This window comes from Colwellia sp. PAMC 21821, assembly GCF_002077175.1.
In the GTDB taxonomy this organism is placed as follows: Bacteria; Pseudomonadota; Gammaproteobacteria; order Enterobacterales; family Alteromonadaceae; genus Cognaticolwellia.
Window position 1 is genome coordinate 3,102,216 of the sequence record NZ_CP014943.1, and the last position, 16,703, is coordinate 3,118,918.

A 16,703-nucleotide genomic window follows, 5' to 3' on the forward strand; every position below is an offset into this window, starting at 1 on the left:
TTGGTATAATTCATAAATTTTTAGTCATGGGAAATATTCAAGAACACATGTTGATTGTTCCAGACTAAGACTAAGACTAAGACTAAGACTAAGACTAAGACTAAGCACCAGCGTCGACGTAATAGGGTTCACTTATGCTGTGGCGTTATGTTTTTACATCGATGTAAGTTATTAAGTCATGCAGGTTCATCTAAATAAATGACTTGTGACGGCCTATAAGGCAGGTGTATTTTAGGTCTAGGGCACTTTGAAGGGAGTATTCATTTCAATTGGTGGTTTGTATATTACATCACGACTTCACGACATCATTTTAAGTCATAATCTTAACTTTTCTGCATGTGTAGTGCTGGTAGATAGTAGTGATTGTAGATATTAGTGCCTGTAGATAGCAAGGCTGAAAATCAGTCTATTTATGCCGGCCTAACTTCAGTCCGTCAAGCTTAAATCGAAAAACTAATCTGATAAGCCAGTAAACAATTGCAGCGGGTAGTAAATATACTCGCTGCATAGAAAGGCTACTTAAATCGAGAAACTTTCTTAAATTAACTCTTTTAATTTATACAGTAAGTCTAAGGCCATTTTCGGGCTTAAATCGTTCACATCTATTGAGCTTAATTCATCGACAACAGGGTGGTTATTATCCATCAAGGATAACTGCTCAAAAGCTTGAGGTTCATTCGTCATCACCGAAGGGGTTTGCATGTTCTCAAGCTCAGCTAAGCGTTGTTTTGCTCGTTGAATAACACTTCTTGGTACACCGGCAAGTTGTGCGACTTGTAAACCAAAACTTTTACTAGCAGCGCCTTCTTGTACTGTGTGCATAAAGACAATGCTGTCACCATGTTCGACTGCGTCTAGGTGGACATTGGCCAAGGTATCAATTTGTTCAGCCAGTAAGGTTAATTCAAAATAATGACTAGCAAACAGGGTGAACGCTTTAGTTTTTATTGCTAGCATTTCAGCACAGGCCCAAGCCAGTGATAAACCGTCGTAGGTACTGGTGCCACGACCAATTTCATCTAATAGCACTAAACTTTTATGGGTAGCATTGTGTAAAATGTTGGCGGTTTCAGTCATCTCTACCATAAAGGTTGAACGACCACTGGCTAAATCATCAGAAGCACCGATACGAGTAAATATTCTATCAACCATACCTATTTTTGCCGCACTTGCTGGCACATAACAACCAATGTGTGCCAATAATACAATTAACGCAGTTTGACGCATATAAGTCGATTTACCGCCCATGTTAGGACCGGTAATAATCAACATTTCTCGAGTGTCGTTCAGTACAACCGGATTAGCAATAAAAGGTTCAGTGGTCATTTGTTCAACAACAGCATGTCGACCTTCTGCTATATCAATACCGCTGTCTTCTTGTAGTACTGGTTTAACATAATTTAACGTTTGTGCACGTTCAGCGAAGGTCGTTAATACATCTATTTCAGATAACGACTGTGCGAGTAGTTGCAGTTTTTCTAACTCAGGTAATATTTGGTCAAATAACGCTTCATACAAGCGTTTTTCAAGGGCAAGGAACTTACTTTGTGCAGAGAGCACTTTCTCTTCATGTTGCTTTAACTCGTTAGTAATAAAGCGTTCGTTATTTTTTAAGGTTTGTCGGCGAATATAATCGTCGGGTACATCAATCGCTGAGCTTCGGCTCATTTCAATATAGAATCCGTGTACTCTGTTGTAGCCAACTTTTAATGACTGAATACCGGTACGTTCTTTTTCGCGCGCTTCAAGTTGCGCTAAAAACTCTGTTGCTCCATCGCTTAAATCTCGTAGCACATCTAATTCGTCATTATAACCTGGGGCGATTACGCCACCGTCACGAATTAATACTGGTGGGTTTTCAACAATCGCACGTTCTAATAGGGTTTGAGTTACTGGTATTGGCTGACATTGTTTAATCAAGGCGGCTAAGTGAATTTGTGAACAGCTAGCGGTAAGTGCTTGCAAATCAGGTAAGTGCATTAAGGCATTACGTAACCGTGCAAAATCGCGAGGACGGGCAGAGCGTAAAGCAATGCGCGCCACAATACGTTCAATGTCACCAAATGGCTTTAAATTAGCGTTAAGTTCAAACGATAAATCTTGCTGTAGTATCTCTTCAATCGCGTCTTGACGGTTATTTAAAACCGTAAGATCGCGCAGTGGAAAGTGTAACCATCGTTTAAGTAATCTAGAGCCCATTGGTGTAGCTGCTTTATCAAGAATTGCCGCTAAGGTATTTTCATTGCCACCTTGTAGGTTTTGCGTTAATTCTAAATTTCGGCGAGTGGCTGCATCGAGAATTACCGCACTAGAAGCACTTTCACCAATAATGGCCCTAATGTGTGGCATGGCAGTACGTTGGCTATCTTTTACATATTGAAATAAACAGCCTGCTGCTGCGATACCCAATGGTTTGTCTTCAACGCCGAAACCTGACAATGACCGAGTGCCAAATTGTTTATTAAGCAGGGTTTTACTGGTTTCTAAATCAAACTCCCAATCGGGACGTCGGCGTAATCCTTTGCGGCCGACAATAATATTACTAGCGACTAATGATTCAGGGTACAACAGTTCAGCCGGAGATAAACGTTGCAGTTCGGCTTGAACTTGCTCTTCCGTTCTAGGCTCCACTAAAACAAAACGGCCACTGGTCATATCTAAATAAGCTAGACCAAAGCCTTGCGGTGTTTGATGAACCGCAACAATTAAATTATCTTGTCGATCGCTCAGTAGGGCTTCATCACTAACGGTGCCAGGGGTAACTACACGCACAACCTTACGCTCAACCGGACCTTTGCTCGTGGCCGGATCACCAATTTGTTCGCAAATAGCGACTGACTCTCCTAATTTTACTAACTTAGCTAAATAACCATCTACCGCATGATACGGCACACCGGCCATAGGAATTGCATTACCGCCAGTTTTGCCACGTGCGGTTAATGAAATATCGAGTAAATCAGAGGCTTTTTTTGCATCATCAAAAAATAGTTCATAAAAATCGCCCATACGATAAAAAATTAAAATATTAGGAAATTCGGCTTTAATGGTCAGGTACTGACGCATCATAGGGGTGTGTTTAGCAAGTTCTGATTCATTCATTATTTATATTTTTATCGGTTGAGTTGTGCACTAAAGCTGTGTATTTTTTGTTGATATATTTATTCTACATTATCTAATGTTTTCATAGCGAATAAAGAGTCGTCATTTATCTAGATTGCTAGTGGAGACTGTATATGGCGCTATTCTTAGGTTAAAGCGGTAATAGTTTACAACAGGGGTTAGATAACAGGCTAAGTATGCCAATAATTAAAAAAGATATTAACAGAAAATCATCTTCAACGCTCCCTGAAAAGAAGCTTAAAAGAGGAATTTATCGCTAAATTATTTTGGCTATTACCAGGTCGATAAGTGTTTTTTTTGATTTTTTTGTTGTTAATTTAACTGCGCTGGTAGTGCCTATAAAGCCAAGAGGTTATTAATTTGGGTTTTATGTCTAACCAAGCAGGTATTCTCGTTTTTGATATTGAAGTTGTTTGGTTAAATATAAAGCTTATACCATGTTGATTAATTAGTTATTCATTTTTAAAAGTTAAAATGAATAACAACGGCGTTATAAAATTTATAAGTAGAATAGCTACTGAGTAAATTTTATGCCTTGTCATTATCCATTATTCCTCATGAAAAAGTAGAGAACTTTATTAATCAATTTGGCAGTAATTATTGAAGGTAAAGTTAGTAGGCTGATGCATTCCAAGCAATAAAAAAGCCATATGCGAGTTCATTGACTACGATATGGCTTTTTTTTTTTTGAATAAGCTTAACTTTATATGCTAAATACTATTTATTTAAACTTGGCACTCACACTAAATGATGAAGCGCCAATGGTTAACCGCTTAGAATCTGTAGCTAGCACCAAAAGTAATACGACGGTCTGTTATACCTTGAGAACAAAGCATAGCGCCTTCATTCACACAAGATTGTGTAATGTCTGACTCTGTTAAGTTAACAGCCTCAAGGCCAAGGTTTAAGTTTTCATTCACGTCATAACTTACACTGGCGTTAAGTTGTCCTCTAGCATGTGTAACAACAGGGAAACCTAACGTAGAGTTTAAGCTAGCACCCGCAGCAGTATCTTCTGTGCGGAACGCATCACGCCATGTGTAACGTAATCTAGCAGAAAGACCAAACTTCTCGTAGTAAACCGCAATGTTGTAAGCGTCTTCAGAGAAATCTAGTAGACCTCGGTCTGATGTTACGTCGACAAACTGTGCACTATCATAAACGCCGTTTATTGCATTAAAGATGTCTGTTCCACGAGTTGCTGAGGTGTAAAAAGCTGAACCACCGCTATACTCTTGAATAGTATAGTTAGCTACAATACCAAATCCTGATGCCCAACCTAAATCATCTTCGAAGCTTGAAAGGTCATATTGAATAGCCATTTCAATACCTTTTTGCGTTGTTTTAGCTGAATCATTAAGTTTAGTTTCAACATCAACACACAAGCCGGTAGTGTTAGGATCGCCAATTGCATTTGGCTGAACAGCAGGGTTATAAATACCGCCACCAGCACATGTAGGTCCAGCTTCTCTCCAGCCATTTGCTTGAATGATTGCACTTTCTAACTTGTTAACAAATAAGTTAGAACGTTCTTTACTGAAATAACCGATACTGACAACTGCCGCTTCTGCAAAATACCATTCAGCTGAAAGGTCAAATGAGGTTACTTCTTCAGGCTCAAGGGCTGCATTACCAATTTCTATTGATGAATTTTCGTTAGTACCAAATGAAACTGAAGTATTTAAGTCGCCAAAGTTAGGACGAAGAATATCTTTACCCCAACCTAAACGAAGAACAACATCATCATGTACGTCTGCAACCAAATTTAAGCGAGGTAGCGTATAGCTATAATCACCTGTGTTTGTTGTAGGCGACACACTACCATTGACTACCGTATTACCCATTGATTCAATATCTGTTGATATATGACGCAAACCGATGTTACCGCGGATCATTTCATACTCAAAATTTGCTTGTGCATATATAGCATGCGTTTTTTCTTCAATAGTGAAGGCAGCTGTATCTGAAGGTGTAAGGTCAGCAAAATCTTGGTTGCCACCGTGTGCCACAAGTGCAGCTTCTAATGTTTCTATTACACCGTCTGGATCATTGAACGCAAGATCTGGGTTTACAATTAAGAAGTTACGAAGTGCTAATTCTCGACCATCTGCATCACCGAAGTGACTAGGCCCGGCAACAAGAAGATCTGCGAATAAAGCGCCATTTGGGCTATCAACCATTTTACTGAAGCCACCAATACGATCAGATATTGAAACAGATTCATGTTTGGTTATGTTATAGCGGTAACCAAAGTCAACAGAAGTTACAATGTTATCATCTACAAAATATGTAGAATCTATACGAAATGCATCTTCTGAATTTTCAGTAGTACTTCTACTAATATCTACTTGATCCAATACCACATTATTAGGATCGAGTAGATTTGCAACAGTTGGTGCGAATGGCGAAGCAAAATCGATACCAAATGCCAACGAGTTACCCGTTAAGTCATAAATAAATGGCACACTGTTATCATTACTAGAGCCATCAAGTGGCGTAAGCGGGTTAGGATTAATAAAGTTCAATTGTGTGTTTAAAGATGGTGTAACCGTATCAGAGCTTGCACTTGAAAGTTCAGCACTTACAAATAAGTTATCACCTTGCCACTCTCCACCTAATCTAAATACTTGCGTATCGGTAACACGGGCACCTGTATCACTATTAAAACGCAAATTCGGATCGTCGTCATCAACCGAGTTTATTGGCTGAATTGTGCCTCTACTTGCGGCTTGAATACTACCAAGGTTTACACCATCAAGTGAGCCAAAGTTTATGGTTTCAAACTCATCTGGCACAGTATAGTTAAGTACGCTGGACACACCTGAACCTTGAACTCGTGTACTTTCTTGACGACGCTCTTGGTCGGTAATAATCGCATCGAAGAAAAACTTCATGTTGTCGTTAGGAGCAAATTCAAACGTTGTCGCAAGGTTTGTCGTTTCATATTCAAAATTTTCTAATTCCTGATTCAGGAATTGAATACCAAGAAAATCGAAGTCTTGAGCCGCAGGTCTTTTAGTTGCCTGATCTTCTACAACAGGGTTACCGTCGCTGTTGTATCGTGTAACAACAGCGTTTCTATTTTCAACAAGGCTACCGTCGCGATCAACACGAGGGCGGAAAGAGGTGGCTTCTTGTTTAGCGTAGCTACCACTTATAACAAAACCAAACTTACCAGAATCTAGTTCCCAATTATCACCGTATGCACCTGATACTCTTGGTTGAACACCGTCGGTCGTTAAGCTGCTATCTTCACCTTGTACACGAAGAGAGCCTAATGTTTCAGTTAACTCAAGCGGGCGAATAGTACGTAAATTTACCGTACCACCTACAGAGCCTTCAGTCGTTTTAGCTTCTGGTGACTTGGTTATTTCAACACCAGCGATAATAGCAGCTGAAAGATCTTCAAAATTCATCCCACTACGACCAGCACCTGAGCCTACAGTAGACGCACCGTTAATTTCAACGCGGTTAGAGTTGCTACCACGGATTTGAACGCCGGTACCAATACCAGCTGTTCTCGTAATTTGAATACCAGTAACATTCTCAAGAACCTCTGCAAGGTTTTGGTCAGGCAGTTTACCAATATCTGTAGCCATGATAATTTCGACTAGATTAGCCGTATCACGCTTTTCAGCTAGTGCACTGGTAAGCGAGCTTCGCATACCAGTTACTTGAATTACTTCAACTGATTTTTTTGCTTGTGCTTCTGTTTCTGCTTCTTGTGCACTTACCGAAGCCGCAAAAGTCAGCGAGGTAGCTGAAAGCACCGCTAAGGTTATTTTAGATAATTGTTGTCTCATAGATTTCCCCTGTGTAGTTTTTTTGAAATTAATTTTGCAAACATCTCAAAAGCCACATCTTTAGTTAATAAAGTCGTCCTCTAGAATTGCAAACTCCCTAAAAGTAAAATATTAAGTACTCAAAAAGAATTACCATAGATAGTTACAATAAAAACCTAAAAGGTCAATCATTTGGTAATACAAAATAAGTGTTAATAATGATAATCTGTATTACCAATTATTGTGTTATGGTTTTATTTTTGGCTAATGGTTACTATTGGTTGTCGGTAAGCGTCTGAATTATAGATTTAATTCTATTTTTTTTGATTTTATTGAAAATTATTAAGTTACATTAAAGTAAATTTTTTATTCCAATTTTATGTTTATTTTTGTTATCTATATATTTTAACGGTCTAAATGAGTTCGATATATAGCCATGTTTTTTCGTTTAAATTGTTAATTGGTCGACCAAGGGTTGTGGTGTTGTATTAATTCTTCTTATTCATAGGTATGTGAATAAGAAGAAAATAATTGTGTTTTTTCGACACTAAAAATGTAGTCAGAAGTTTATATTATGAAGTTGTACAGTTAAGGAACGTGGTAAGCCGGCTTTCATTGTAATAATTTTAGGAGGTACAAAAAGATTAAAGCTTATACTGAAACTTTGATTTTTTGGATGCTTCGATAAGTGGTTAAGGCTTTTTAATAACAGCGCTTTACTATCTAATTAAATCAACACTGTGTAAGTAAATTACTAGATTAAAGTGACAATATAAACGGTAGGGTGCAATTAAATTGATTAACCAGCATAGAGAACTTTCAAATATAATTATACTAACAAGTGAAATACGATGTAACTAGCAGTCTAATCGTATTAGTAACTTTTTACACTAAAAATATTGAAAGTTACATTTGTTAAAAAAGCCGTTATATTTTAATGGTATAAAAGTACCTGTAGGTTATTTTTTTGTTGAAAAATAAATAAATCAATAAAAAACTTGATACTGTACGACTATACAGTATACTTTGCTCAATTAAACGAATTAAGCACCTAAATCATTCTGGAGCAACAAATGAACGATAACAAAGAAAAAGCATTATCAGCTGCCTTAAGCCAAATCGAACGCCAATTTGGTAAAGGTTCAATTATGAAATTGGGTGATAACCGCAGCATGGACGTTGAAACAATTTCAACAGGTTCATTAGGTTTAGATATCGCACTTGGTGCTGGTGGTTTGCCGCTTGGCCGTGTTGTTGAAATTTATGGTCCAGAATCGAGTGGTAAAACGACACTAACACTTGAAGTTATTGCCGAAGCGCAACGTAATGGTAAAATTTGTGCCTTTGTTGATGCTGAGCATGCACTTGACCCAATCTATGCTGAAAAACTAGGTGTTAATATTAACGAGTTATTAGTTTCTCAACCAGATACTGGTGAACAAGCGCTTGAAATTTGTGACATGTTAACGCGCTCTGGTGCTATTGACATTATCGTAGTTGACTCGGTTGCTGCTTTAACACCAAAAGCTGAGATTGAAGGCGATATGGGTGATTCACACATGGGCCTTCAAGCACGTATGCTTTCACAAGCTATGCGTAAACTTACCGGTAACTTGAAACAGTCAAATACCATGATTATCTTTATCAACCAAATTCGTATGAAGATTGGTGTTATGTTTGGTAGCCCAGAAACTACAACAGGTGGTAATGCATTAAAATTCTATGCCTCAGTTCGTTTAGATATACGTCGTATTGGCGCAGTTAAAAATGGTGATGAAATAGTCGGTAACGAAACCCGTGTTAAAGTGGTTAAAAACAAAATTGCACCACCATTTAAACAAGTTGAATTTCAAATTTTATACGGCGAAGGCATTAACAGCTTAGGTGAGCTAGTAGACTTAGGTGTTAAAAATGAAATGGTAGAAAAAGCCGGTGCTTGGTATAGCTATAAAGGTGATAAAATTGGTCAAGGTAAAGCTAACGCAGCTAAATACCTAAAAGAAAACCCTAAAGTAGCAAAAGAAATTGATACGCGCTTACGTGAATTATTGTTGCCTAAAACAAAACCCGCTGAAGCTGAAACAAAAGCTGAAGCAAAAGTTGAAGCTGTAGCTAAATAATAGCTCAGTATAAAGTTTAATGATAAAGCCACTGCCAAGTGGCTTTTTTTTGTCCCGAATAAAAGTATTGTCATCATTTTCAGCCAAAAATCATAATGTTGCTATGTCGTCATTTTACCAACGTCACTCATTACCTAGTTATTCTTATTGGCTGAAATAATCAACAGATAGGGCATTTATTTAATCATTACCACGGCATGGATACCGCTTATTAGGCAATGCAGGAACATATTAGCCTGAACAACTAATTATTAAAATGCAGGACTGTTTTTTGCCTTTATTCCTAGAAATAAAATAGGCTATTTAATTTATTGATGGTGATAAATATAATTCGGTATTACCAATAGCCACTTAATTGAATGATTTAAATAAATATAATTTAACGTAAATTTGACGAGTTAATACTTAGGCTTGTTTGGTTTTGTTATATTTTTATATCTACTATAACAAATGCTTAATAGTATTTTTAACGCAAGAAGTAGGTGGTAAGTAAAGTAATGAACAGCCAGTGTTGAAGTAAACTCAAACCACATACAACCAATTGCCATAAAGGGCTGAAGTGCAGGTTATTACCAATAGCTATTGATTGGTTGACAGTTATTGTTGTTTTGGTTAGTATTTGGTTGTTCCTTATTGTTTTGAGTGTTTCTAAACAATAAGTTTGTATAGATGCAGTTTTAACAGTAAGTGTTTATACCAAAATTATTAATGAGTGGAATTTAAGGTTAGTCGATAGGTTTGTATACCCGAAATTAATCTAAGACATAATTGATTTAGCCTTATTTACTCAAAAAAATTAGCATGGCGCCTAATGAGGTGATCAATGTTGGCTCTCAGATAAACAAACACTAATATTTTTAGGAGTTAGATATGACAAAACCTATCATAGGTTTCATCGGCCTTGGTCTCATGGGCGGTAACATGGTTGAAAACTTACAAACTCGTGGTTTTCAAGTAAACGTAATGGATCTTAATAAAGATGCTGTTGCAAAAGTTATAGCTCGTGGTAACGCTACTGAAGTTACTTCAGGTAAAGAGTTGGCTGAAAAAAGCGATATTGTAATGCTTGCCCTAACTACTTCAAAAGTAGTTGAGTTAGTTGTTTATGCTGAAGATGGTATCTTAGCTGGTATGAGTGAAGGCAAAACATTAATTGACTTCGGTACTTCTATTCCGGATTCTACTCGTAAAATTGGTGCTGACCTTGCGAAAAAAGGCGCTGGCATGATTGATGCTCCTTTAGGTCGCACACCTGCTCACGCTAAGGATGGTTTACTTAACATTATGGCTGCTGGCGATCAGGAAACATTTAATAAAGTTAAACCCGTTTTAGAACAGCAAGGTGAAAATGTATTTTATCTTGGTGCTCTTGGTGCAGGCCACACAACTAAGTTGATCAATAACTTTATTGGAATGACTACCGTTACTGCCATGTCACAAGCTTTTGCTGTAGCTAAAGCTGCTGGTGTTGATGGTCAACAATTATTCGACATTATGTCTGCAGGACCTTCTAATTCTCCTTTCATGCAGTTCACTAAGTTCTATGCCGTAGACGGTGAAGAAAAATTAGGTTTCTCTGTTGCGAACGCAAACAAAGATCTTGGTTATTTCAACCAAATGGTTTCAGATTTAGGCGGTGAGTCTTTAATTGCTCAAGGTACTTCTGCTAATCTACAAGCTGCTGTTGATGCTGGTCTTGGTCAAAACGATGTGCCAGTTATTTTTGATTACTTCAATAGTACATTAGAGAAGTAATTCGACAGTAACTTTATACCAAAGGGCTTACTTAGGCGCTTTGGTATTATTACCATTAGCGACTGTAAAACAGTTGTAATGTAATAGGGTTATAAAGAAACGGGTAGATACACAGATTCTAGTTTGATTGATTTAATAAAAAAGGCCTCTATAAAAGGCCTTTTTTATTTATTATACAATAAGTTAATATGAATTAAATATCGACAGGGTTGGGGATTGAGTAAAGCCCACGAGTTTCGCTATTCTTTTGCCTAATTTCTTCTAAAGCTCTTAACTCTACAGCATCAAACAAGGCATTTATTAAGCGGTTAAAGTGACCATGCATAGCAAGTCTTGCCTGGGTAGAGTCACCAGACTTTAAAGCCTGATATATTGCGGTATGCTCAGCGAGAGTTTTAGAATTATCTTTACTACATACACTGTCATAATCTTTTATGATTTCGGGCGTAGAAGAGCGCAGCTTCCAAAGGTTTTGGGCGGATAAAATCATCGCGCTATTGCGGGTAGCATTGGCAATAATTTGATGGAACTCTTTATCGGCCTCAGCAATAAATTCGCCTTTCTCCATATCAACTAAGGTTTGGTGTAGACGTGCTAGTTCATCTTCGGTAATTGTTGTCGCAGCAATGGCAGCAACTTCACCTTCAATTAATGCGCGTGCTTGAGTAACTTCAAAAGCGTTAACTTGCTTATTAGAACCTATTAATTGGTTAACCGGCTTCAAGACATATACGCCTGAGCCTGTTTTTACTTCGATTTTTTCTCGAACTTCTAAAGCTATTATAGCCTCACGAATTGTAGGTCTACTGACTTTAAAAGTTTCTGCTAATTCTCTTTCTGGTGGTAAACGACTACCAGGGGAGTATATTCCAGAATCTATTAAAGCTTCTATTTTATCTACAATACCCCAAAACAGCCTGCGGTTGCTGCCCATATATTTTCCTTAGCTAACTTTATTAAAGTAATGACGTCTATCACTAATGATATCGTTTTCTCTGGCTTATGGCAAAACTAATAAGCCTTGGCTTTATCCAGTTATATATTATTTTGGTCTACAGGTAAATATAATTATGGTTTACCTGTTATGCAAAAAAGTTTAATTTTACTATTACCAATTTCTCTTTATCTGGTAATGTGATTTGGTTGACAATTGGTATTAAGATCAGTTAAATTGAATTGATTGTTATTTGGAAGTAATGCGTGAGCTATTTATTGCATCAGAAAAGGCGCTACACGGCCCATAAATGCTAAAGGTGGTAAGACACTTATTTAGGTAGGCACGGTTTAATTAATACCAATATGCTGGCGTAATTTAAAATTTATAAATAAAACGTCAAATTTTAAACTTTAATTTCATAGGTTATTTTATGCAGCAAACAAAATTATCACCCTACTTACTATGTTGTCTCACCATAACATTATGCTTAGCGTTAATTACCAAGCCACTTTTTGCTAAAGAATGGTTGGTTGATGACCAAGCCTCATATAAAAAGGCACTTAAAAAAATTAAAGCAGGTGATAAAGTTATATTGGCTAACGGCACTTATAATAATTTTGAAATTTTGTTTGAAGGCAATGGTACAAAAGATAAGCCGATTTCACTAGAAGCTCAAACTAAAGGTAAGGTTTTCCTTACTGGACAATCTAATCTTCGTCTAGCAGGTAAGCACTTACTTGTATCTGGCCTTGTTTTTAAAGATGGTTTTACGCCTAGTAGCGCTGTTATTGCGTTTAGAAGTACTAATGATAATCTTGCCTTTCATTCACGAGTTACTGAGGTTGTTATTGATAATTTTAGTAATCCAGATAAACGTGAATCTGATTATTGGGTTGCTATATATGGTCAATATAATCGCCTAGATCATAACTATTTAAGCGGCAAACGAAATAAAGGTGTCACGGTTGCTGTTCGTCTAAATACGAAAGAAAGCCAAGAAAATCATCATAAAATAGACCATAACTATTTTGGTCCTCGTCCTATTCTTGGCTCTAATGGCGGTGAAACACTTCGCATAGGGACCAGTCATTACTCATTATCGAATTCATTTACGGTGGTTGAAAATAACTATTTCGATCGTTGTGATGGTGAGGTAGAAATAATCTCAGTTAAATCAGGTAAAAATGAAATTCGTAATAATGTATTCTTCGAATCAAGAGGCACACTGACCTTACGCCATGGTAATGGCAATCTAATTGAAGAGAATGTTTTCCTTGGCAATGGTGTTGACCACACTGGCGGTATTCGCGTTATAAATAAAAATCAAATCATTCGTAATAACTACCTTGAAGGGCTAACAGGCTATCGTTTTGGTAGTGGCTTTACCGTAATGAATGGCGTACCTAATTCATCGATTAATCGTTATCATCAAGTTGAAAACGCATTAATCGAAAATAATACTTTTGTGAATGTAAAACATATTCAACTTGCCGCTGGCAGTGATGCCGAGAGAAGTGCGGTACCTATTAGTTCAACGATACAAAATAACTTAATTTTCAATGTTGATGGTCAACAGCCATTTACACTATTTGATGATGTGAGTGGTATTCAATTTAAAGGTAATGTAGCAAATACTGTTGCATTAAAATCATTGGCGTCAGGTATTAATCAACAAAGCATTGAACTCAAACGAGCTGAAAATGGTTTACTTTACCCGGTATCTTCGACACTTGCAGGTAAAAGCGCTAAAAAGAATTTAACACCTACTTTAAAGTCAGCTACAGGTCCGAGTTGGTACGCAAAAACTGATAATTTAGTCGCTTTTGAATCAGGTAAAACTATTCATGTTAAAGCCGAAGATGACGCCTTATTTAATGCCGTGGTTGCTGCTAACAATGGTGATGTACTTATATTGTCCGATGGCGAATATGAAGCTAGAAAAATGATTGATATTAATAAAACGTTAACGATTAAGGCGCAACATCAGGGGAAGGCTATCGTTACTTTTCAACGTTCTACTTTATTCCAAATTTCTGATGGTGGCAGTTTAACTATCGATGGTTTAAATATTACGGGTAACAGCAGTCCTGATGCTTCAGGAAATACCTTAGTACGTACTAAAAAATGGGGCATGGTAGATAATTACCGTTTTGTTATGCGTAATAGCACTGTAGATGCACTAGATATCAATCATTCATTCCACTTTTTTGATGCCGGCAATGGCTCATTTGCTGACTATATTGAATTAACGGATAACCATTTTAGCAATATTACTGGAGATTTCCTGCGTCTAAATAAAGAGATTGAGGACTTAGGTATTTATAACGCTGAATATGTAATTTTGAAAAATAATACCTTTGATAATGTGCAAGGTGCTTTAGTTAATTTATATCGCGGTGGTACGGATGAAAGTACTTTTGGTCCACATTTAGCCATGTTTGAGAATACCATTAAAAATAGTGGTAAAGGCAAACGCAATAAGTCAGCTTCAAGTCTTTACTTACATGGTGTTCAGGTTACTAACGTAGAAGATAATACTTTTAATAATACCGCAGATATTGTGATTGAGCATACGGTGGGTGAGCCTATCACAGCGGTTAAAAACAACGTCTTTAAGAAAACTGCATCGCCTAGCGTGAAAGAGTTGCATGCATTAGGTCCACACACTGCTGTGTTATCAAACAACAAGCAATCTAAATAAGAGCTACGTTATGAAAAACTATAATCAAACAGTATTTGCTTTCTCATCATTAAATGTAACTAGCAGAGCTTTATTTTTTATCGCTATGGTTATGGCTATGTTTACGTCGTTGGCGAGTACTAAGGTAATGGCTAGGACAAGCCCTAATCTAGTAATCAGCACAGCTGATGTGAAAGAGATGCGAGGCGCTATTCAACAAGATGGACAGTTTACGAACGCTTTTGTGGCGAGTAAATTATCTGTCGATAAACAAATAGCACAAGTGATCACCGTACCTTTACCAGCAGATGGCGGCGGTGGCTACACGCATGAACGTCACAAGAAAAACTATAAGTTAATGTACGACGCCGGTATTGTTTATCAATTAACTCAAGATGAAAAATATGCCCGTTATGTGCGTGACATGTTACTCGAATATGCCAAGCTTTATCCGACTTTACCTTTGCACCCAAAAAGAAAAATGGGTAAACAGAATCCAGGTAAATTATTTTGGCAAAGTTTAAACGAAGCTGTTTGGTTAGTGTATACCAGCCAAGCGTACGACCTGATTTTAAGCTCATTAACCGCGAACGAAAAAAAGGAAATAGAAAATGGCTTATTTCGCCCAGTGGTTAAGTTTTTATCAGTAGAGTCGCCTGAAACATTCAACAAAGTACATAATCACGGTACCTGGACTACCGCAGCTGTTGGTATGACAGGTTATGTGCTTGGTGAACAAGAATGGGTTGAACAAGCACTTTATGGTTTAGATAAGTCAGGTACTGGTGGCTTTTTAAGACAACTTGATGAGTTGTTTTCACCACAAGGTTATTACAACGAAGGTCCTTATTATCAGCGCTATGCGTTAATGCCATTTGTTACCTTCGCGAAAGCAATTCAAACCAATCAACCAGAACGCAATATTTTTAAATATCGCGATGGCATTGTCTTAAAGGCTATCGATACTACTATTCAGCTAAGTTACAACAAGCTTTTCTTCCCGATAAACGATGCTATAAAAAGTAAAGGCATTGATACTATTGAATTAGTTAATGGTGTCACAATTGCTTATGGACTCACTCAAGATTCATCGTTACTTGATATTGCTCGACAACAAGACCAAGTTATTTTAACCGGTGATGGCCTAAAGGTAGCAAACGCGCTAGATAAAAACTTAGATACACCTTATAAGTTTAAGTCGGTAGCTTTTGGTGATGGCAACGACGGTAAGCAAGGTGCGCTTGTTGTTATGCGTCAAAACGTTGGTGGTGAACAGGCGGTATTGTTCAAGCCTGCTGCGCAAGGTTTAGGTCATGGACATTTCGATAAGCTTACTTGGCAGTTTTACGATAAAGGTGCAGAAATAGTTTCAGACTATGGCGCAGCAAGATTCTTAAATGTAGAAGCAAAGTTTGGTGGCCGATACTTACCAGAAAATGATACTTGGGCTAAACAAACGGTCGCGCATAACACGGTAGTTGTTGATGAAACGACGCACTTTAATGCCAGTGTAAAAATGGGTAATGCGAACCACCCAGAATTATTGTTTTTTGCCAAAAATGATAATGTCACTATCAGTTCAGCTAAAATTGACAGCACTTATAAAGGGGTATCTTTAAAGCGTACGATGGCATTAATTAACTTACCTATGCTGAACAATAAAGACCCAGAACAGTCATTGGTCGTTGACGTTTTTGATGTTAACTCTAACGAAGCGCACCAGTATGATTTACCTGTTCACTATAAAGGTCATTTAATTAGCACAAACTTTGATTTAGCCACCAATTTAACCAGTTTACCTGTGCTAGGTACAGAAAATGGTTACCAACATTTATGGTTGAAAGCACAAGCTCAACCAAAGGCCGGTTTATCACAAATAACATGGTTAAATGACAATGGTAGATTTTATACAAGTTCGTCAATTATGGATGGCGATGCTTCAATCATCTTTACTCAAATAGGTGCAAATGATCCGCTGTTTAATTTACGCAATGAAAATGCCTTTATTAATCGTAAAACCCAAACTAAGAATCATACCTTTGTTAGCGTTTTAGAACCGCATGGTGAATATAACCCGTCAAAAGAATTCACCGTGGCAGCGGTAAGTAAAGTACAACAGTTAACACATCAAAAAATTAATAATATAGATTTAGTAGAAATTATTCTTAGTGGCAATAAGCATTATTTATTAGCGTTTAATAGCACTGATGAAATTAAAAGCAATCAATCAAACACATTTTCATTTAATGGCTCAAAATATCAATTTGATGGCCGTTTTAAATTGTTCAACATTAAATAGTAGAGGTCAG

7 protein-coding genes are annotated in these 16,703 nt (G+C 37.3%); 4 read left to right on the forward strand and 3 right to left on the reverse strand.

The genetic code is table 11. The features are described from left to right. Nucleotides 1-537: 537 nt before the first annotated feature. Nucleotides 538-3,099, reverse strand: a complete 2,562-nt coding sequence (mutS, locus tag A3Q33_RS13250) for a DNA mismatch repair protein MutS (RefSeq protein ID WP_081180362.1) — start codon at nucleotides 3,097-3,099, stop codon at nucleotides 538-540. 794 nt (nucleotides 3,100-3,893) lie between these two features. Next, nucleotides 3,894-6,923 (reverse strand): TonB-dependent receptor, encoded by a 3,030-nt coding sequence (locus tag A3Q33_RS13255; protein WP_081180363.1) that lies wholly within the window; start codon nucleotides 6,921-6,923, stop codon nucleotides 3,894-3,896. A 1,052-nt stretch (nucleotides 6,924-7,975) separates the two neighbouring features. Here A3Q33_RS13255 and recA point away from each other — a divergent pair. Together recA and A3Q33_RS13265 are read left to right on the forward strand one after the other, a co-directional pair. Continuing rightward, nucleotides 7,976-9,022 carry a recombinase RecA gene (gene recA, locus A3Q33_RS13260; RefSeq protein ID WP_081180364.1) on the forward strand — a complete coding sequence of 349 codons (1,047 nt, stop codon included), beginning with the start codon at nucleotides 7,976-7,978 and terminating at the stop codon, nucleotides 9,020-9,022. Between the two features lie 870 nt (nucleotides 9,023-9,892). Continuing rightward, nucleotides 9,893-10,777, forward strand: coding sequence for an NAD(P)-dependent oxidoreductase (locus A3Q33_RS13265; protein ID WP_081180365.1), 885 nt, complete (start codon nucleotides 9,893-9,895; stop codon nucleotides 10,775-10,777). Nucleotides 10,778-10,970: 193 nt separating this feature from the next. Here the strand turns inward: A3Q33_RS13265 and A3Q33_RS13270 are convergent, their stop codons facing one another. Then, nucleotides 10,971-11,711, reverse strand: coding sequence for a FadR/GntR family transcriptional regulator (locus A3Q33_RS13270; RefSeq protein ID WP_081152169.1), 741 nt, complete (start codon nucleotides 11,709-11,711; stop codon nucleotides 10,971-10,973). 433 nt (nucleotides 11,712-12,144) lie between these two features. Here A3Q33_RS13270 and A3Q33_RS13275 point away from each other — a divergent pair, with 433 nt between their 5' ends. Both A3Q33_RS13275 and A3Q33_RS13280 read left to right on the forward strand, forming a co-directional pair. Continuing rightward, the gene (locus tag A3Q33_RS13275; protein ID WP_081180366.1) at nucleotides 12,145-14,415 is read left to right on the forward strand and encodes a polysaccharide lyase 6 family protein; all 2,271 of its coding nucleotides are present in this window, start codon (nucleotides 12,145-12,147) and stop codon (nucleotides 14,413-14,415) included. Nucleotides 14,416-14,500: 85 nt separating this feature from the next. Then, on the forward strand, nucleotides 14,501-16,693 hold the full coding sequence (locus A3Q33_RS13280) for a heparinase II/III domain-containing protein (RefSeq protein WP_231295859.1): 2,193 nt from the start codon (nucleotides 14,501-14,503) through the stop codon (nucleotides 16,691-16,693). Nucleotides 16,694-16,703 lie beyond the last annotated feature (10 nt).

Excerpts from the sequence above, each read along its gene's own strand:
- A3Q33_RS13255 (WP_081180363.1), bottom strand. The coding sequence starts at position 6,923 with ATGAGACAACAATTATCTAAAATAACCTTAGCGGTGCTTTCAGCTACC.
- A3Q33_RS13275 (WP_081180366.1), top strand. The coding sequence starts at position 12,145 with ATGCAGCAAACAAAATTATCACCCTACTTACTATGTTGTCTCACCATA.
- A3Q33_RS13280 (WP_231295859.1), top strand. The coding sequence starts at position 14,501 with ATGGTTATGGCTATGTTTACGTCGTTGGCGAGTACTAAGGTAATGGCT.
- A3Q33_RS13265 (WP_081180365.1), top strand. The coding sequence starts at position 9,893 with ATGACAAAACCTATCATAGGTTTCATCGGCCTTGGTCTCATGGGCGGT.
- mutS (WP_081180362.1), bottom strand. The coding sequence starts at position 3,099 with ATGAATGAATCAGAACTTGCTAAACACACCCCTATGATGCGTCAGTAC.
- A3Q33_RS13270 (WP_081152169.1), bottom strand. The coding sequence starts at position 11,711 with ATGGGCAGCAACCGCAGGCTGTTTTGGGGTATTGTAGATAAAATAGAA.
- recA (WP_081180364.1), top strand. The coding sequence starts at position 7,976 with ATGAACGATAACAAAGAAAAAGCATTATCAGCTGCCTTAAGCCAAATC.